Consider the following 15,911-nt stretch of genomic DNA (forward strand, 5'->3'; position numbering starts at 1 on the left):
GGGCGCCTGGAGATTTTCCTATGTCATCTTCCGCCCCGAACGCTGTCCTCTCGGTCAGCGGTATCGGTAAGACCTATGCCCAACCGGTTCTGTCCGACATCACCCTGACGCTCAATCGCGGGGAAGTGTTGGCGCTGACCGGTGAGAACGGCGCAGGCAAAAGCACCTTGTCGAAGATCATCGGTGGCTTGGTCACGCCCACTACCGGGCACATGCAATTCAATGGTCAGGATTACCGCCCCGCCAGCCGCACCCAGGCCGAAGCCTTGGGCGTGCGCATGGTCATGCAGGAACTCAACCTGCTGCCGACGCTGACCGTGGCTGAAAACCTGTTCCTGGATAGCCTGCCGAGCCGCTGTGGCTGGATCAGCCGCAAACAACTGCGCAAAGCCGCGATCGAAGCCATGGCCCAAGTCGGCCTGGACGCGATCGACCCGGACACGCTGGTGGGCAGCCTGGGCATCGGTCACCAGCAAATGGTCGAGATCGCCCGTAACCTGATCGGCGACTGCCATGTACTGATCCTCGACGAGCCCACGGCGATGCTTACTGCTCGTGAAGTCGAGATGCTGTTCGAACAAATCACGCGCCTGCAGGCTCGAGGCGTGGCGATCATTTATATTTCTCACCGGCTCGAAGAGTTGGCCCGTGTCGCCCAGCGCATTGCGGTATTGCGCGACGGCAAGCTGGTCTGCGTCGAGCCGATGGCCAATTACAACAGTGAGCAGTTGGTGACCTTGATGGTCGGTCGCGAACTGGGTGAACACATCGATTTAGGCCCGCGCACCATCGGAGGCCCGGCCTTGACCGTGACGGGCCTGACCCGTTCGGACAAGGTCCGCGATGTGTCCTTTGAAGTGCGCGCCGGTGAAATCTATGGCATTTCCGGCCTGATCGGCGCCGGCCGCACCGAATTGCTGCGCCTGATCTTCGGCGCCGACCCGGCTGACAGCGGCACCGTGGCCTTGGGTTCGCCGGCCAAGGTGGTGAGCATTCGCTCGCCGGTCGACGCGGTCGGTCATGGTATTGCCTTGATCACCGAAGACCGCAAGGGCGAAGGCCTGCTGCTGACCCAGTCCATCAGCGCCAACATCGCCCTGGGCAACATGCCGGAAATTTCCGGCGGTGGCGTCGTCAACAGTCGCAACGAAACCGCTCTGGCCAAGCGCCAGATCGACGCCATGCGTATCCGCAGTTCCAGTCCGACGCAACTGGTGTCCGAGCTGTCGGGTGGTAACCAGCAGAAGGTGGTGATTGGCCGCTGGCTGGAGCGCGATTGCGCGGTGATGCTGTTCGATGAGCCCACCCGTGGTATCGACGTCGGTGCCAAGTTCGACATCTACGCTTTGCTCGGTGAATTGACCCGTCAGGGCAAAGCGCTGGTAGTGGTGTCCAGTGACCTGCGTGAGCTGATGCTGATCTGTGACCGCATCGGTGTGTTGTCCGCCGGGCGGCTGATCGAGACCTTCGAGCGTGACAGCTGGACCCAGGACGAATTGCTCGCCGCCGCCTTTGCCGGCTATCAGAAACGTGATGCGCTGCTCAACGAAGCCGCGCCTAGGAATACCCTATGAAAACAAACATTTCCCCCGGTAAAACTGGCGGCAACTTCTATGGCCTGGGTACTTACCTGGGGCTGGCAGGTGCCTTGCTGGCGATGATTGCGCTGTTCTCGGTGCTCAGCGATCACTTCCTGTCCTATGACACCTTCAGCACCCTGGCCAACCAGATTCCTGACCTGATGGTGCTCGCGGTGGGCATGACCTTCATCCTGATCATTGGCGGCATCGACCTGTCCGTGGGCTCGGTGTTGGCATTGGCGGCCTCGGCGGTCAGCGTGGCGATCCTGGGCTGGGGCTGGAGCGTGTTGCCCGCCGCCCTGTTGGGTATGGGCTGCGCGGCGTTGGCCGGCACCATCACCGGTTCCATCACGGTGGCCTGGCGCATTCCGTCATTTATCGTATCCCTCGGCGTGCTGGAGATGGCCCGCGGCGTGGCCTACCAGATGACGGGCTCGCGCACCGCTTATATCGGTGACTCATTTGCCTGGCTGTCCAACCCGATTGCTTTTGGTATTTCCCCGTCGTTCATCATTGCGCTGCTGGTGATTATTGCGGCCCAGTTGGTGCTGACCCGTACTGTGTTCGGGCGTTACCTGATCGGCATCGGTACCAACGAAGAAGCGGTGCGCCTGGCGGGTATTAACCCCAAGCCATACAAGATTCTGGTGTTCAGCCTGATGGGCCTGTTGGCCGGTGTGGCGGCGCTGTTCCAGATTTCGCGCCTGGAAGCGGCGGACCCGAATGCCGGTTCGGGCCTGGAGCTGCAAGTGATCGCCGCCGTGGTGATCGGTGGTACCAGCCTGATGGGCGGGCGTGGTTCGGTCATCAGTACGTTCTTCGGGGTGTTGATTATTTCGGTCTTGGCCGCTGGGCTGGCACAGATCGGCGCGACGGAACCGACTAAACGTATCATTACCGGCGCCGTGATCGTGATTGCCGTGGTCCTCGATACTTACCGCAGCCAGCGCGCCAGTCGGCGGGGCTGAACCATGGCAACGATCAAGGATGTGGCAGCGCTTGCAGGTATTTCCTACACCACCGTGTCCCATGTGGTGAACAAGACGCGCCCAGTCAGCGAGCCGGTACGCATCAAGGTCGAGGCGGCGATCAAGCAGTTGGACTACGTGCCCAGTGCCGTCGCACGCTCGCTCAAGGCCAAGACCACGGCCACCATCGGCCTGCTGGTGCCCAATAGCCTCAACCCGTATTTTGCCGAACTGGCTCGGGGTATCGAGGATTACTGCGAGCGTAATGGCTATTGCGTGATCCTCTGCAACTCGGATGACGACGCAGAGAAACAGCGCAGTTACTTGCGCGTGTTGCTGGAAAAGCGCGTCGATGGCTTGATCGTGACATCCGTGGGCGGCGATGACAGTGGCCTTGCCGCGGGCTTGAATGCAGTGCGCACGCCCATGGTGATTGTCGACCGGGCGCTGGATGGGATTGATGTGGACCTGGTGCGCATCGATCACGAAGAGGGCGCTTACCTGGCGACCCGGCACTTGCTTGAACTGGGGCACCGGGACATCGCCTGTATCGGCGGCCCTGGGCATACCCGCGTGGCGCAGATGCGCCTGGCGGGTTACCAGCGTGCATTGCGCGAGGCGGGCATCGAGGTGCTGGCCAGTCGTACCCTGGAAAGCGATTTCACCAGCACGGGCGGGTATGCCGCAGCCGTAGAGTTATTATCGCAACACCCACCCAGCGCGATTTTCGCCAGCAACGATATGATTGGTTTTGGCGTGCTGCGCGCCGCCGCCGAGCGCAATGTGCGGGTGCCGGGCGAGCTGTCGGTCATCGGTTTCGATGACATCCAGATGGGGCGCTACGTCTACCCGGCGCTGACGACGGTCGGCCAGTCAATCCTGCAATTGGGCGAGACTGCGGCCGAATTATTACTGCAACGAATAGCAACACCCCAACTGCCGATCGATCAACGTATCGTGACGCCCAGTATTGTTTTGCGTGAGTCGACTGCGCCATTGGCTGATGTGTTCGCCCAATACCGCTGAACCGAATTGATGAGTACTGATGTATGCCAGCAAAAGTAGTGGTAATAGGCAGCTTGAACATGGACCTGGTCACTCGCGCCAGTCGCTTGCCGCGTGCCGGTGAAACCCTGATCGGCCAGACGTTCTCCACTGTGCCCGGCGGCAAGGGCGCCAACCAGGCCGTCGCCTCGGCACGCCTGGGGGCGAGTGTCGCCATGGTGGGATGCATCGGTACCGACGCCTATGGCAGCCAATTGCGCGATGCGCTGTTGGTGGAAGGGATCGATTGCCAGGCCGTCAGCACGGTGGACGGCTCCAGTGGTGTGGCATTGATCGTGGTCGATGACAGCAGCCAGAACGCCATTGTCATTGTGGCCGGCAGCAACGGTGAGCTGACGCCTGCGTCGCTGCGAACGTGCGACGCTGTGCTGCAGGCGGCAGACGTGATCATCTGCCAGCTTGAGGTGCCGATGGAGACTGTTGGGTATGCGCTCCGGCGGGGGCGCGAACTGGGCAAGACGGTCATTCTCAACCCGGCCCCGGCAAGCGGGCCGTTGCCCGCTGATTGGTATGCCTCGATCGATTATCTGATCCCCAATGAAAGCGAGGCCAGCGCTCTGAGTGGCGTGACGGTCGACTCCCTCGACAGTGCCAAGGTCGCCGCGATCGCGCTGATCCAGGCGGGCGCCGGTAAGGTCATCATCACCTTGGGCGCCCAGGGCGCGCTGTTTGCCGACGGCCAGAGCTTTGAGCACCTGGTGGCGCCGAAGGTCAAGGCGGTGGATACCACCGCTGCTGGCGATACCTTTGTCGGTGGCTTTGCCGCCGCGCTGGCCGCGGGCCAGAGCGAAGCCCGGGCGATCCGTTTTGGCCAGGTGGCGGCGGCATTGTCAGTGACCCGCGCCGGCGCTCAGCCTTCCATTCCTACGCTGCACGACGTACAAGGTTTTGTGCCCGCATGAAAAAGACACCTTTGCTGAATATCGCCCTGTCGCGCGTGATCGCGTCCCTGGGTCACGGCGACATCCTGGTCATCGGCGATGCCGGCCTGCCGGTGCCTCCCGGCGTCGAACTGATCGACCTGGCACTGACTCAGGGCATCCCTGACTTCATCAGCACCTTGCGCATCGTGCTTAGCGAAATGCAGGTGGAAAGCCATGTGCTGGCAGAAGAGATCCTGCTGAAGCAACCGCCCGCGCTGACCGCGCTAAATGCGCTCACAGAGCAGGCTGCACTGGGTGAGCGCCGCCTGCTCAGCCATGACCAATTCAAGCAATTGAGCCGCAATGCCCGCGCCGTGGTGCGCACTGGCGAATGCCAGCCGTACTGCAATATCGCGCTGGTGTCCGGCGTAACGTTCTAGCGTCCCCCCTATGACAAGGAGTGCTTTATGCAACGTGGTCTACCTACCCTGAAAAACCTGTTCCGGAGTGTTCTGCTTTTGTCCGCGCTCACTGCTGCAAGCGCCCAAGCGGCGGAAAAAATCGACCTGATCATCGATACCGACCCGGGTGCCGATGACGTGGTGGCCTTGCTGTTCGCCATGGCCTCGCCGCAGGAGTTGAGCATTCGTGCGCTGACCACCGTCGCCGGCAATGTGCGCCTGGACAAGACCTCCCGCAACGCACGCCTGGCGCGCGAGTGGGCAGGGCGCGAGGACATCCCGGTGTACGCCGGTGCGCCAGCGCCGCTGCTGCGCAAACCGATCTACGCCGAGAATATTCATGGCAAGGAAGGCATCTCGGGCGTCACGGTGCATGAACCGAAAAAAGGTCTGGCCGAAGGCAATGCGGTCGACTATCTGATCAACACCCTGAGCAGCGCCAAGCCGCACAGCATCACCATCGCCATGCTCGGCCCGCAGACCAACCTGGCACTGGCACTGACTCAAGCGCCCGAAATCACCCAGGGCATCAAGGAAGTGGTCGTGATGGGCGGCGCCCACTTCAATGGCGGCAATATCACCCCAGTGGCTGAGTTCAACCTGTTCGCCGATCCGGTGGCGGCGGAGATCGTGCTCAAAAGCGGTGTGAAGTTGACCTACCTGCCGTTGGACGTGACCCATAAAGTCCTCACCAGCGACGCCCGCCTGAAGAAGATTGCGGACCTGAACAACAACGCGAGCAAGGTCGTCAGCAGTATTCTGAATGAGTACGTCAAAGGCGATATGGAGCACTACGGCATTCCGGGTGGCCCGGTCCATGACGCTACCGTGGTGGCGTACCTGCTCAAGCCTTCGCTGTTCAGCGGTCGTGAGGCCAATATGGTAGTCGACAGCCGCGAAGGCCCGACCTTCGGCCAGACCATCGTCGATTGGTACGATGGGCTCAAGCAGCCAAAGAATGTGTTCTGGGTTGAGAATGGCGACGCCCAGGGCTTCTTCGATCTGTTGACCGAGCGCCTGGCGCGTCTGAAGTAAGTTAGCGGGGCGGCACTCGTCGCCCGGTTCTAATCGCGCTCTTGGGCGCCCCTGTAGTCGGCCGGGTATTTCTCGAATATCTGGCCGATGAACGCTTGCGCCGCCTGGGTGCCCAGTTCCTTGACCAACAGATCGATACCAATGATCGCCAGTTCTTCCGGGCTTCCGGGGCTGTAGGAACTTTGCCCTTGGGGCCACTTGGCTTTGATGTCGGCTTGAAGCGTTACGGTGGTCATGGAAATCTCACGGGCTGAAAATGCGGGGTAGTGCACTGGAACGCCGTTCCAGAGGGGCGCAGTTAAGCATTTTGTACGGCATTTGGCACTGCTACTTAGGCATGAAGCAGCGGCTGTGCGACACTGTCGGCCTGTTAAATGGCCGGGAAACACCGCGTGCAAATCGATTTGAGCAACCCCGACAACCTGACGCTGGAGGCCGTGCGCCAACTGCTTGGCAGCGCCAGTGACGACGAACATACCCAGCTGCGGGTGAGCAAGGCAGGCGTTGCCTACATTTCTTCCGGCGTAGTCGGGGGGGCTGATATCGGTGGCCTGCTGTTTCGCCTGGAGACCTGGGCCAAGGGTTCCGGTTATGTCGGCCTCGTGGCGGCCAGTGATGAAGTGTGGGTCATGCAGATTTTTAACGCGCTGAAGCAGAATTGGCCTACAGCGACGTCAGACTATATCGACATCTACTAAGTGCGTTCATATCTAGTCACGATTGACAGGGCGCTTGCCAGCAGTGAGTCAGGCAGACTTGCCCACAAGCGGTTAACGTCTTGAAACCAATCGCTTTGACTGATGTCGCACGATCTCTCTCCACTTTTTATCATAGGAGGCTTCATGCCTTGGAAGCTCGCATCATTCGGTACTTTGTTGGCTGCGCTCGCGTTGGCGGGTTGCAGCACCCCGGGTGCCTCTGAGCCAGGCAAAGCTGCCACTGCGACCGATGCCGGTCATAGCCGCTGTGAGTCGAAGGCTGCAGAGTTCGCCATCGGCCAGAAGGCCTCGCCCCAGTTGCTGGAGCAAGCTCGCACACGTGCCGGCGCGCAGAATGCACGCATTCTCAAGCCCAATGACATGATCACGCTGGAATATCGCTCCGACCGCTTGAACCTGAACACCGACAACAATCTGGTGATCAACCGGGTTAACTGCGGCTGATACGGCTTTTGCATTACCCATAAAAAACCCCGTCACATGGACGGGGTTTTTTTAGCTCAGCGGAGAATTACTCGCCGCGAACCTGTGCAGCTTGCATACCCTTTTGGCCTTTCTCAGCCACGAAGGAAACGGTTTGGCCTTCTTTCAGGCTTTTGAAACCGTCGCTTTCGATAGCTTTGAAGTGTACGAACAAGTCGTCACCGCCACCTGTAGGAGTGATGAAGCCGAAGCCTTTTTCATCGTTGAACCATTTAACGGTGCCGGTTTGGCGATTAGACATGGTGTATCTCCAAGAAACATATATTTTCAGTAGTGCTGTGCTGCTCAGGCCAACTGGGCACACTGGGCTATCATAGTCGAAATGTTCGGCTTGGGAGCCCCCCCAAGGCACTGTTTGCTAATCAATCGCTTTGCGTTTGATTCATCATTCGGCTGAAAGCCCCGATTTACGGGGCTTTGCGACGAAATATCAGCTGTTAAAAAAAGCCGTAAAACCTGCATAATTTGTGTGAAATGGCAGTTTTCAGGCTGTTTTTCCAGCGAAATGGCCGTCGAATCGTCAGCCAATCTTACTTTTTCTTCACTACTTTGCAGGACGAAATAGCCGCGACCGCTTTGTTTTTAAGCTCCGGGCTGGCGTTCTGGTTGGTCATCAATTCCTTGATCTCGGCAGTGCTCAATTCGGCATTGATCTTGTCAGCGCCGCATTCGCAGTGGGCCTTGGCGGTCTTGACGTCCACGTTCTGGCTGGCGGCGGCACTGCAGTCGTTGACGAAGGCGTCACGGGCGCCGGCTGGCCAGTTGGAAGGCGCTGCAGCCTGCGCGCCGAGGGAAAGGAGGCTCAGGGTAGCGGCGACAGCGAGGGTAGAGGTAAAACGCATCATGGGATGCTCCTTTGGGTCGAGGACGAACGGCGATTCTCAGTGGCTTTGAGGCCCTGCGTACAGCTCAAGTTCACTTTCGCAGCTATAAAGCCATGAATTGCTCTTTACCCAACGCTTGGCCGACGCGATGACCGTTCATCTGTGCTAGCATCCTTGCCTGGCTATTTCCGGGCGCGCCATTTGCCGCCTTGCCAGGTCCTTTTTGTTCACTCCAGTCACTCTGGTTCGATTATCGGTTGGCCGAAAGGCTCCTGCCGCTGTAAGGCAGGCGTTCTTCATTGAACGGCCTGGTGTTGGATCTTGTACTGGCTCATCCCAACCCACGTGACCTTTGGTAGGGGTCACCACTAGGAGAGGAGGCGCCATGCCAACTATTACTCTTCCCGACGGCAGTCAACGTTCATTCGATCATCCGGTTTCCGTAGCCGAGGTCGCCGTATCCATTGGTGCTGGCCTGGCCAAGGCCACCGTGGCCGGCAAGGTCGACGGCAAGCTGGTTGACGCCAGCGACCTGATCACCAGCGACGTCAGCCTGCAAATCATCACGCCCAAGGACCAAGAGGGGCTGGAGATCATTCGCCACTCTTGCGCGCACTTGATTGGCCATGCGGTCAAGCAACTGTATCCAACCGCCAAGATGGTGATCGGGCCGGTCATTGAAGAAGGCTTCTATTACGACATCGCCTATGAGCGTCCTTTTACTCCGGACGACCTGGCGGCCATCGAGCAGCGCATGCACGCGCTGATCGAAAAAGATTACGACGTCATCAAGAAAGTCACCCCCCGTGCCGAAGTGATCGACGTGTTTACCGCGCGTGGCGAAGACTACAAGCTGCGCCTGGTGGAAGACATGCCGGACGAGCAGGCCATGGGCCTGTACTACCACGAAGAATACGTCGACATGTGCCGTGGCCCGCACGTGCCGAACACGCGCTTTCTCAAGTCGTTCAAGCTGACCAAGCTGTCCGGTGCCTACTGGCGCGGCGATGCAAAGAACGAGCAACTGCAACGGATCTACGGCACTGCCTGGGCTGACAAGAAACAGCTGGCCGCCTACATCCAGCGCATCGAAGAAGCCGAAAAGCGCGACCACCGCAAGATCGGCAAGCGCCTGAACCTGTTCCACCTTCAGGAAGAAGCGCCGGGCATGGTGTTCTGGCACCCGAATGGCTGGACCCTGTACCAGGTGCTTGAGCAGTACATGCGCAAGGTGCAGCGCGAAAACGGTTACCTGGAGATCAAGACTCCACAGGTGGTCGATCGCAGCCTGTGGGAGAAATCCGGGCACTGGGCCAACTACGCCGACAACATGTTCACCACCCAGTCGGAAAACCGCGACTACGCCATCAAACCGATGAACTGCCCGTGCCACGTGCAGGTCTTCAATCAGGGCCTGAAGAGCTACCGCGAGTTGCCGATGCGCCTGGCCGAATTCGGTGCCTGCCACCGTAACGAGCCATCGGGTGCGCTGCACGGCATCATGCGCGTGCGTGGCTTCACCCAGGACGACGCCCACATCTTCTGCACCGAAGAGCAGATGCAGGCCGAGTCCGCAGCGTTCATCAAGCTGACCATGGACGTTTATCGCGATTTCGGCTTTACCGAAGTCGAGATGAAGCTGTCCACTCGTCCGGAAAAGCGCGTCGGTTCCGACGAGCTGTGGGATCGCGCTGAAGCGGCACTGGCCGCTGCGCTCGACAGTGCGGGCCTTGCGTACGATCTGCAGCCGGGTGAGGGCGCCTTCTACGGTCCGAAGATCGAGTTCTCGCTCAAAGATTGCCTTGGCCGTGTCTGGCAGTGTGGTACCCTGCAGCTCGATTTTAACCTGCCGATCCGTCTGGGAGCCGAATACGTCTCCGAAGACAACAGCCGTAAACACCCGGTTATGCTGCACCGGGCGATCCTCGGTTCGTTCGAGCGGTTCGTCGGTATCCTGATCGAGCACTACGAGGGCGCGTTCCCTGCGTGGCTGGCTCCGACTCAGGCAGTGATCATGAATATCACTGATAAACAGGCAGATTTTGCCGCTGAAGTTGAAAAAACTCTCAACGAAAGCGGGTTTCGTGCCAAGTCCGACTTGAGAAATGAAAAGATCGGCTTTAAAATCCGCGAGCATACCTTGCTCAAGGTTCCCTATCTCTTGGTTATCGGAGATCGGGAAGTCGAGATGCAGACTGTCGCTGTGCGTACTCGTGAAGGTGCTGACCTGGGCTCGATGCCCGTCGCCCAGTTCGCTGAGTTCCTCGCGCAAGCGGTTTCCCGGCGTGGTCGCCCAGATTCGGAGTAATTATTATTAAGCGTGAAATGAGACAAGATAAACGAGCTGCACCGAAAGCCCCGATCAACGAGAATATCTCGGCACGCGAGGTTCGGTTAATTGGCGCTGATGGCGAGCAGATTGGCATCGTCTCGATTGATGAAGCGCTTCGTATTGCAGAAGAGTCCAAGCTGGACCTGGTGGAAATCTCCGCCGATGCAATCCCACCTGTTTGTCGGGTGATGGACTACGGCAAATCGATCTTCGAAAAGAAGAAGCAGGTTGCCGCAGCGAAGAAGAACCAGAAGCAGATTCAAGTAAAAGAAATCAAGTTTCGTCCAGGGACGGAGGAAGGGGATTACCAGGTAAAACTGCGCAACCTGGTACGTTTCCTGAGTGATGGGGACAGGGCCAAGGTATCCTTGCGATTCCGCGGCCGTGAGATGGCCCACCAGGAGCTGGGGATGGAACTCCTCAAGCGGGTTGAAGCTGACCTGCTCGAGTACGGTTCGGTCGAACAGCATCCTAAGATGGAAGGACGCCAGCTTATTATGGTCATCGCCCCGAAAAAGAAGAAGTAATCAACAGGGCACGGCAGGCCTTCTGATTATGTTTATCAACTGAATGCGGAGTACCGAACATGCCAAAGATGAAAACTAAAAGTGGTGCTGCTAAGCGGTTTCTGAAAACTGCTAACGGCATCAAGCACAAGCACGCTTTCAAGAGCCACATCCTGACCAAAATGTCGACCAAGCGTAAGCGTCAACTGCGCGGTAGCAGCTTGCTGCATCCGTCTGACGTGGCAAAAGTCGAGCGCATGCTGCGCCTTCGTTAATTTTGGTTCAAGAATAGAGGAAGTAACTCATGGCTCGTGTAAAGCGTGGCGTCATGGCCCGTAAGCGTCACAAAAAAATTCTGAAACTTGCTAAAGGCTACTACGGCGCGCGTTCACGCGTATTCCGTGTTGCCAAGCAAGCGGTAATCAAGGCAGGCCAATACGCCTACCGCGACCGTCGTCAGAAAAAACGTCAGTTCCGCGCTCTGTGGATCGCTCGTATCAATGCTGGTGCACGTGTTAACGGTCTGTCCTACAGCCGTTTCATCGCTGGCCTGAAAAAAGCGTCCATCGAAATCGACCGTAAGGTTCTGGCTGAACTGGCCGTGAACGAAAAAGCGGTGTTTGCTGCGATTGTCGAGAAAGCTAAAGCCTCCTTGGCTTAAGTACCCCCGACAGTCACCCTGGGCTACTCCTGTGGCCCAAGGTGGTAAACGTCATAAATAGGGGAAGAGCCTTCAAGCTCTTCCCCTATTTTGTATCTGGAGTCTGTACATGGAAAACCTGGACGCGCTCGTCGCCCAAGCCCTTGAGGCTGTGCAAAGCGCTGAAGATGTAAATGCCCTGGAGCAAATCCGGGTTCACTACCTTGGCAAGAAAGGTGAATTGACTCAGGTGATGAAGACCCTGGGAAATCTGCCTGCTGAAGAGCGTCCGCAAGTCGGTGCGCTGATCAACGTCGCCAAGGAGCGTGTCACAGAGGTTCTCAATGCGCGCAAGGCGTCGCTCGAGGAGGCCGATCTTGCGGCCAAGCTCGCCGCCGAGTCCATTGACGTGACCTTGCCTGGTCGTGGCCAGGCCTCGGGCGGTCTGCATCCGATCACCCGGACTCTGGAACGTATCGAACAGTTCTTTACCCACATCGGCTACGGCATTGCCGAAGGCCCTGAGGTCGAAGACGACTACCACAACTTCGAGGCGCTCAACATCCCAGGCCATCACCCGGCCCGGTCGATGCACGACACCTTCTATTTCAACGCCAACATGCTGCTGCGCACCCATACCTCGCCGGTACAGGTCCGCACCATGGAAGCGAACAAGCCGCCGATCCGCATTGTCTGCCCAGGCCGTGTGTACCGTAGCGACTCGGATATCACCCATTCGCCGATGTTCCACCAGGTCGAAGGCCTGCTGGTTGATCGCGATATCAATTTCGCCGACCTCAAAGGCACCATCGAGGAATTCCTGCGGGTGTTCTTCGAAAAAGAGTTGGCGGTACGTTTCCGTCCTTCGTTCTTCCCGTTCACCGAGCCATCCGCCGAAGTCGACATGGAATGCGTGATGTGCAGCGGTAAAGGCTGCCGTGTGTGCAAGCAGACCGGCTGGCTGGAAGTGATGGGCTGCGGCATGGTTCACCCCAACGTACTGCGCATGTCCGGGATCGACCCGGAAGAGTTCTCGGGCTTTGCCTTCGGCATGGGCGTTGAGCGTCTGGCCATGCTGCGTTACGGCGTGAACGACTTGCGTCTGTTCTTCGACAACGACTTGCGGTTCCTCGCGCAATTTCGCTAGTCGTAACGAATCTTTAGGAGAGCAGGATGAAATTCAGTGAACAATGGCTGCGTGGCTGGGTAAGCCCGCAGGTAGATCGCGACGAGTTGGTTGCTCGTCTGTCGATGGCCGGTCTTGAGGTCGATAGCGTTACGCCGGCCGCCGGTGTTTTCAGTGGTGTGGTGGTGGGCGAGGTGTTGAGCACCGAGCAGCACCCGGATGCCGACAAATTGCGTGTGTGCCAGGTCAGCAACGGCTCGGAAACCTTTCAGGTCGTGTGCGGAGCGCCTAACGTGCGCCCGGGCCTGAAGATCCCGTTCGCCATGATCGGCGCCCAGTTGCCGGGCGACTTCAAGATCAAGAAGGCCAAGCTGCGCGGCGTTGAATCCAACGGCATGCTGTGCTCCCAGGCCGAGCTGCAAGTAGGTGAGGGCAATGATGGCCTGATGGAGCTGCCGGCCGACGCGCCAGTGGGTCAGGACATTCGTGCTTACCTGGAGCTGGAAGACGCCAGCATCGAGGTCGACCTGACCCCCAACCGCGGCGACTGCCTGTCCCTGGCTGGCCTGGCCCGTGAAGTGGGTGCGCTGTACAACGCTCCCGTCACCCGCCCTGTGGTCGCTGCTGTGCCGGCTGTGCATGACGAAGTACGCTCGATCGAAGTGCTCGCGCCGAACGCCTGCCCGCGTTACCTGGGGCGTGTGATCCGTAACGTCGACCTGTCCAAGCCAACCCCGCTGTGGATGGTCGAGCGCCTGCGTCGTGCCGACGTGCGCAGCATCGACGCCGCCGTCGACATCACTAACTATGTGATGCTGGAACTCGGCCAGCCGCTGCACGCCTTCGATCTCGCCGAAATTAACGGCGGCATCCGCGTGCGTATGGCCGAAGAGGGTGAAAAACTGGTGCTGCTCGATGGCCAGGAAGTCAGCCTGCGTGCCGACACCCTGGTCATCGCCGACCACGCTCGCGCCCTGGCAATTGCCGGCGTGATGGGTGGCGAGCACAGCGGTGTATCCGCGACCACCCGTGATGTATTCCTTGAAAGCGCGTTCTTCGACCAGATCGCGATCGCTGGCAAGGCTCGTTCCTACGGCCTGCACACCGATGCGTCGCACCGCTACGAGCGTGGTGTGGACTGGAAGCTCGCCCGTGAAGCCATGGAGCGCGCCACCGGCCTGCTGCTGGAAATCACCGGTGGCGAAGCCGGCCCGATCACCGAAACCGTCAGCGAACAGTATCTGCCGTCGATTGCGCCGATCACCTTGCGTGCCAAAAGCGTTGAGCAGATGCTCGGCCTGGTCATCGAGCCGGCTGAAATCGAGCAACTGCTGTCCGCGCTCGGCCTGGGTATTTCCGCGGGCGGGGAAGGGCAGTGGCAGGTTGCAGTACCTAGCCATCGCTTCGACATCAGCCTGGAAGTCGACCTGATCGAAGAGCTGGCGCGCCTGTACGGCTACAACCGTCTGCCGGTTCGCTATCCGCAAGCACGCCTGGCACCGCAACCCAAGGCCGAAGCGCGTGCGCACTTGCCTGAACTGCGTCGCCTGCTGGTTGCCCGTGGTTATCAGGAAGCTGTGACCTATAGCTTCATCGATCCAAAGCAGTTCGAACTGTTCAACCCTGGCGTTGAGCCGTTGCTGCTGGCCAACCCGATCTCCAACGATATGGCTGCCATGCGTTCGTCGCTGTGGCCGGGCCTGGTGAAGGCGCTCTCCCACAACCTGAACCGCCAGCAAGACCGCGTGCGTCTGTTCGAAAGCGGCTTGCGTTTCGTCGGCCAGCTTGATGGCTTGAAGCAAGAGCCGATGCTGGCGGGCGTCGTTTGCGGCAGCCGTCTGCCAGAAGGCTGGGCGCAAGGCCGTGAGGTCGTGGACTTCTTCGACGTCAAGGCAGACGTGGAAGCGGTGCTCGGCTTTGCCGGTGCGCTGGACGCCTTTACGTTCGCGCCGGGTAGCCACCCAGCCTTGCATCCAGGCCAGACTGCACGTATCGAGCGTGAAGGTCGCTTGGTAGGCTTCGTGGGCGCCATTCACCCAGAACTGTCGAAAACCTTGGGGCTGGACCGTCCAGTCTTTGTGTTTGAGCTAGTCTTGGCTGAAGTTGCGTCGGGCAAGATGCCTAAATTCAGCGAGTTGTCGCGCTTCCCTGAAGTGCGTCGCGACCTGGCCCTGATTGCCGACCGTGAAGTCGCTGCCACTGCAGTTCTGGATGTAATCCGTGAAAATGCAGGGGAATGGCTGACAGACCTCAGGCTATTTGACGTCTATCAGGGTAAAGGCATTGATCCGCATAGAAAAAGCCTTGCAGTTGGCTTGACCTGGCAGCATCCATCGCGCACTCTTAATGACGATGAGGTGAATACCACGACGCAAAATATCCTCACCTCGCTCGAACAAAGGTTGAACGCCACGTTAAGGAAGTGACGTATGGGGGCTTTGACGAAAGCTGAGATGGCGGAACGTCTGTACGAAGAGTTGGGTCTGAACAAGCGCGAGGCCAAGGAATTGGTCGAGCTGTTTTTTGAAGAGATCAGACACGCTCTGGAAGACAACGAACAGGTCAAATTGTCCGGTTTCGGCAATTTTGACCTGCGAGACAAACGCCAGCGGCCTGGCCGCAATCCAAAAACGGGAGAAGAAATCCCGATCACGGCTCGCCGTGTGGTCACCTTTCGTCCAGGGCAGAAGTTGAAGGCCCGAGTTGAGGCTTATGCTGGAACCAAGTCATAACGACGAGCTACCCGTCATCCCAGGCAAGCGCTACTTCACCATCGGTGAAGTTAGCGAGCTGTGTGCGGTAAAACCGCACGTGCTGCGCTATTGGGAGCAGGAGTTTCCTCAACTCAACCCCGTCAAACGCACCGGGAACCGTCGGTATTATCAGCGCCAGGACGTGCTGATGATCCGACAGATCCGCGCGTTGCTGTACGACCAGGGGTTCACCATCAGCGGCGCACGTCAGCGTATGTCCGGTGATGAAGCCAAAGACGACACCACCCAATACAAGCAACTGATCCGCCAGATGATCTCCGAATTGGAAGATGTACTGGTGGTGCTGAAAAAATGATTCAAGCTTTAAAAATACTTCCACATTTCAAAAGCTTGCGGTATATTCCGGTTCGCTTCGTTAAGAAGCGAACCCAGTAACACGCCTAGTCGGGGCGTAGCGCAGTCCGGTAGCGCACTAGCATGGGGTGCTAGGGGTCGAGTGTTCGAATCACTCCGTCCCGACCATATTATTCAATGACTTAGGCCAATGTTCACAGCATTGGCCTTTTTCATGTGCGTGACATTTGCGTGACTTCTC

General features: G+C 58.7%; 19 protein-coding genes and 1 tRNA gene. 17 read left to right on the forward strand and 3 right to left on the reverse strand.

What is annotated here, in order from left to right; translation table 11 throughout:
- Nucleotides 1-20 precede the first annotated feature (20 nt).
- The 6 genes from BMH52_RS00935 to BMH52_RS00960 are packed head-to-tail and all read left to right on the forward strand — an operon-like array spanning nt 21 to nt 5,972.
- A complete protein-coding gene (locus BMH52_RS00935) occupies nt 21-1,574 on the forward strand; it encodes a sugar ABC transporter ATP-binding protein (protein ID WP_073842560.1) in 1,554 nt (517 codons plus the stop codon).
- Nucleotides 1,571-2,548: an ABC transporter permease gene (locus BMH52_RS00940; protein WP_044275169.1), complete on the forward strand. Its 978-nt coding sequence runs from the start codon at nt 1,571-1,573 to the stop codon at nt 2,546-2,548. Before BMH52_RS00935 ends, BMH52_RS00940 begins: the two co-directional genes overlap by 4 nt.
- 3 nt (nt 2,549-2,551) lie before the next feature.
- Nucleotides 2,552-3,574 (forward strand): LacI family DNA-binding transcriptional regulator, encoded by a 1,023-nt coding sequence (locus BMH52_RS00945; RefSeq protein WP_073842562.1) that lies wholly within the window; start codon nt 2,552-2,554, stop codon nt 3,572-3,574.
- Nucleotides 3,575-3,597: 23 nt separating this feature from the next.
- Complete coding sequence (gene rbsK / locus BMH52_RS00950) at nt 3,598-4,515, forward strand: ribokinase (RefSeq protein ID WP_073842564.1); 918 nt, start codon at nt 3,598-3,600, stop codon at nt 4,513-4,515.
- Nucleotides 4,512-4,916 (forward strand): D-ribose pyranase, encoded by a 405-nt coding sequence (gene rbsD / locus BMH52_RS00955; protein WP_019820905.1) that lies wholly within the window; start codon nt 4,512-4,514, stop codon nt 4,914-4,916. The genes rbsK and rbsD overlap by 4 nt, the downstream gene beginning before the upstream one ends.
- A gap of 27 nt (nt 4,917-4,943) precedes the next feature.
- On the forward strand, nt 4,944-5,972 hold the full coding sequence (locus BMH52_RS00960) for a nucleoside hydrolase (protein WP_019820906.1): 1,029 nt from the start codon (nt 4,944-4,946) through the stop codon (nt 5,970-5,972).
- Between the two features lie 29 nt (nt 5,973-6,001).
- On the opposite strand, the gene BMH52_RS00965 is transcribed toward BMH52_RS00960, so the two are convergent.
- The gene (locus BMH52_RS00965; protein WP_014719124.1) at nt 6,002-6,208 is read right to left on the reverse strand and encodes a hypothetical protein; all 207 of its coding nucleotides are present in this window, start codon (nt 6,206-6,208) and stop codon (nt 6,002-6,004) included.
- A 156-nt stretch (nt 6,209-6,364) separates the two neighbouring features.
- Here BMH52_RS00965 and BMH52_RS00970 point away from each other — a divergent pair, with 156 nt between their 5' ends.
- Complete coding sequence (locus tag BMH52_RS00970) at nt 6,365-6,670, forward strand: hypothetical protein (protein ID WP_014719123.1); 306 nt, start codon at nt 6,365-6,367, stop codon at nt 6,668-6,670.
- Between the two features lie 144 nt (nt 6,671-6,814).
- Nucleotides 6,815-7,135 carry an I78 family peptidase inhibitor gene (locus BMH52_RS00975; protein ID WP_003192494.1) on the forward strand — a complete coding sequence of 107 codons (321 nt, stop codon included), beginning with the start codon at nt 6,815-6,817 and terminating at the stop codon, nt 7,133-7,135.
- Nucleotides 7,136-7,202: 67 nt separating this feature from the next.
- Here the strand turns inward: BMH52_RS00975 and BMH52_RS00980 are convergent, their stop codons facing one another.
- Together BMH52_RS00980 and BMH52_RS00985 are read right to left on the reverse strand one after the other, a co-directional pair.
- Nucleotides 7,203-7,415: a cold-shock protein gene (locus BMH52_RS00980; RefSeq protein WP_003192493.1), complete on the reverse strand. Its 213-nt coding sequence runs from the start codon at nt 7,413-7,415 to the stop codon at nt 7,203-7,205.
- Nucleotides 7,416-7,704: 289 nt separating this feature from the next.
- The gene (locus BMH52_RS00985; RefSeq protein WP_019820908.1) at nt 7,705-8,019 is read right to left on the reverse strand and encodes a hypothetical protein; all 315 of its coding nucleotides are present in this window, start codon (nt 8,017-8,019) and stop codon (nt 7,705-7,707) included.
- Nucleotides 8,020-8,383: 364 nt separating this feature from the next.
- On the opposite strand from BMH52_RS00985, the gene thrS reads away from it, so the two are divergent.
- From thrS to BMH52_RS01030, 9 genes are all read left to right on the forward strand, one after another.
- Nucleotides 8,384-10,306, forward strand: coding sequence for a threonine--tRNA ligase (gene thrS / locus BMH52_RS00990; protein WP_073842566.1), 1,923 nt, complete (start codon nt 8,384-8,386; stop codon nt 10,304-10,306).
- Nucleotides 10,306-10,857, forward strand: a complete 552-nt coding sequence (gene infC, locus BMH52_RS00995) for a translation initiation factor IF-3 (RefSeq protein ID WP_015884933.1) — start codon at nt 10,306-10,308, stop codon at nt 10,855-10,857. The genes thrS and infC overlap by 1 nt, the downstream gene beginning before the upstream one ends.
- 59 nt (nt 10,858-10,916) lie before the next feature.
- A complete protein-coding gene (rpmI, locus tag BMH52_RS01000) occupies nt 10,917-11,111 on the forward strand; it encodes a 50S ribosomal protein L35 (RefSeq protein ID WP_002553160.1) in 195 nt (64 codons plus the stop codon).
- A 29-nt stretch (nt 11,112-11,140) separates the two neighbouring features.
- Nucleotides 11,141-11,497 (forward strand): 50S ribosomal protein L20, encoded by a 357-nt coding sequence (gene rplT, locus BMH52_RS01005; protein WP_003192488.1) that lies wholly within the window; start codon nt 11,141-11,143, stop codon nt 11,495-11,497.
- Nucleotides 11,498-11,606: 109 nt separating this feature from the next.
- A complete protein-coding gene (pheS, locus tag BMH52_RS01010) occupies nt 11,607-12,623 on the forward strand; it encodes a phenylalanine--tRNA ligase subunit alpha (RefSeq protein WP_003192486.1) in 1,017 nt (338 codons plus the stop codon).
- A 26-nt stretch (nt 12,624-12,649) separates the two neighbouring features.
- Nucleotides 12,650-15,028 carry a phenylalanine--tRNA ligase subunit beta gene (pheT, locus tag BMH52_RS01015; protein ID WP_072433806.1) on the forward strand — a complete coding sequence of 793 codons (2,379 nt, stop codon included), beginning with the start codon at nt 12,650-12,652 and terminating at the stop codon, nt 15,026-15,028.
- 3 nt (nt 15,029-15,031) lie between these two features.
- On the forward strand, nt 15,032-15,334 hold the full coding sequence (ihfA, locus tag BMH52_RS01020; RefSeq protein ID WP_002553164.1) for an integration host factor subunit alpha: 303 nt from the start codon (nt 15,032-15,034) through the stop codon (nt 15,332-15,334).
- Nucleotides 15,315-15,671: a MerR family transcriptional regulator gene (locus tag BMH52_RS01025; RefSeq protein ID WP_003174972.1), complete on the forward strand. Its 357-nt coding sequence runs from the start codon at nt 15,315-15,317 to the stop codon at nt 15,669-15,671. Before ihfA ends, BMH52_RS01025 begins: the two co-directional genes overlap by 20 nt.
- Before the next feature lie 90 nt (nt 15,672-15,761).
- A tRNA-Pro gene (locus BMH52_RS01030) sits at nt 15,762-15,838 on the forward strand.
- Nucleotides 15,839-15,911: the final 73 nt, after the last annotated feature.

It is taken from the genome of Pseudomonas sp. BTN1 (assembly GCF_001907715.1).
GTDB lineage: Bacteria > Pseudomonadota > Gammaproteobacteria > Pseudomonadales > Pseudomonadaceae > Aquipseudomonas > Aquipseudomonas paracarnis.

Excerpts from the sequence above, each read along its gene's own strand:
- BMH52_RS00935 (WP_073842560.1), top strand. The coding sequence starts at position 21 with ATGTCATCTTCCGCCCCGAACGCTGTCCTCTCGGTCAGCGGTATCGGT.
- BMH52_RS00940 (WP_044275169.1), top strand. The coding sequence starts at position 1,571 with ATGAAAACAAACATTTCCCCCGGTAAAACTGGCGGCAACTTCTATGGC.
- BMH52_RS00945 (WP_073842562.1), top strand. The coding sequence starts at position 2,552 with ATGGCAACGATCAAGGATGTGGCAGCGCTTGCAGGTATTTCCTACACC.
- rbsK (WP_073842564.1), top strand. The coding sequence starts at position 3,598 with ATGCCAGCAAAAGTAGTGGTAATAGGCAGCTTGAACATGGACCTGGTC.
- rbsD (WP_019820905.1), top strand. The coding sequence starts at position 4,512 with ATGAAAAAGACACCTTTGCTGAATATCGCCCTGTCGCGCGTGATCGCG.
- BMH52_RS00960 (WP_019820906.1), top strand. The coding sequence starts at position 4,944 with ATGCAACGTGGTCTACCTACCCTGAAAAACCTGTTCCGGAGTGTTCTG.
- BMH52_RS00965 (WP_014719124.1), bottom strand. The coding sequence starts at position 6,208 with ATGACCACCGTAACGCTTCAAGCCGACATCAAAGCCAAGTGGCCCCAA.
- BMH52_RS00975 (WP_003192494.1), top strand. The coding sequence starts at position 6,815 with ATGCCTTGGAAGCTCGCATCATTCGGTACTTTGTTGGCTGCGCTCGCG.
- BMH52_RS00980 (WP_003192493.1), bottom strand. The coding sequence starts at position 7,415 with ATGTCTAATCGCCAAACCGGCACCGTTAAATGGTTCAACGATGAAAAA.
- BMH52_RS00985 (WP_019820908.1), bottom strand. The coding sequence starts at position 8,019 with ATGATGCGTTTTACCTCTACCCTCGCTGTCGCCGCTACCCTGAGCCTC.
- thrS (WP_073842566.1), top strand. The coding sequence starts at position 8,384 with ATGCCAACTATTACTCTTCCCGACGGCAGTCAACGTTCATTCGATCAT.
- rpmI (WP_002553160.1), top strand. The coding sequence starts at position 10,917 with ATGCCAAAGATGAAAACTAAAAGTGGTGCTGCTAAGCGGTTTCTGAAA.
- rplT (WP_003192488.1), top strand. The coding sequence starts at position 11,141 with ATGGCTCGTGTAAAGCGTGGCGTCATGGCCCGTAAGCGTCACAAAAAA.
- pheS (WP_003192486.1), top strand. The coding sequence starts at position 11,607 with ATGGAAAACCTGGACGCGCTCGTCGCCCAAGCCCTTGAGGCTGTGCAA.
- pheT (WP_072433806.1), top strand. The coding sequence starts at position 12,650 with ATGAAATTCAGTGAACAATGGCTGCGTGGCTGGGTAAGCCCGCAGGTA.
- ihfA (WP_002553164.1), top strand. The coding sequence starts at position 15,032 with ATGGGGGCTTTGACGAAAGCTGAGATGGCGGAACGTCTGTACGAAGAG.
- BMH52_RS01025 (WP_003174972.1), top strand. The coding sequence starts at position 15,315 with ATGCTGGAACCAAGTCATAACGACGAGCTACCCGTCATCCCAGGCAAG.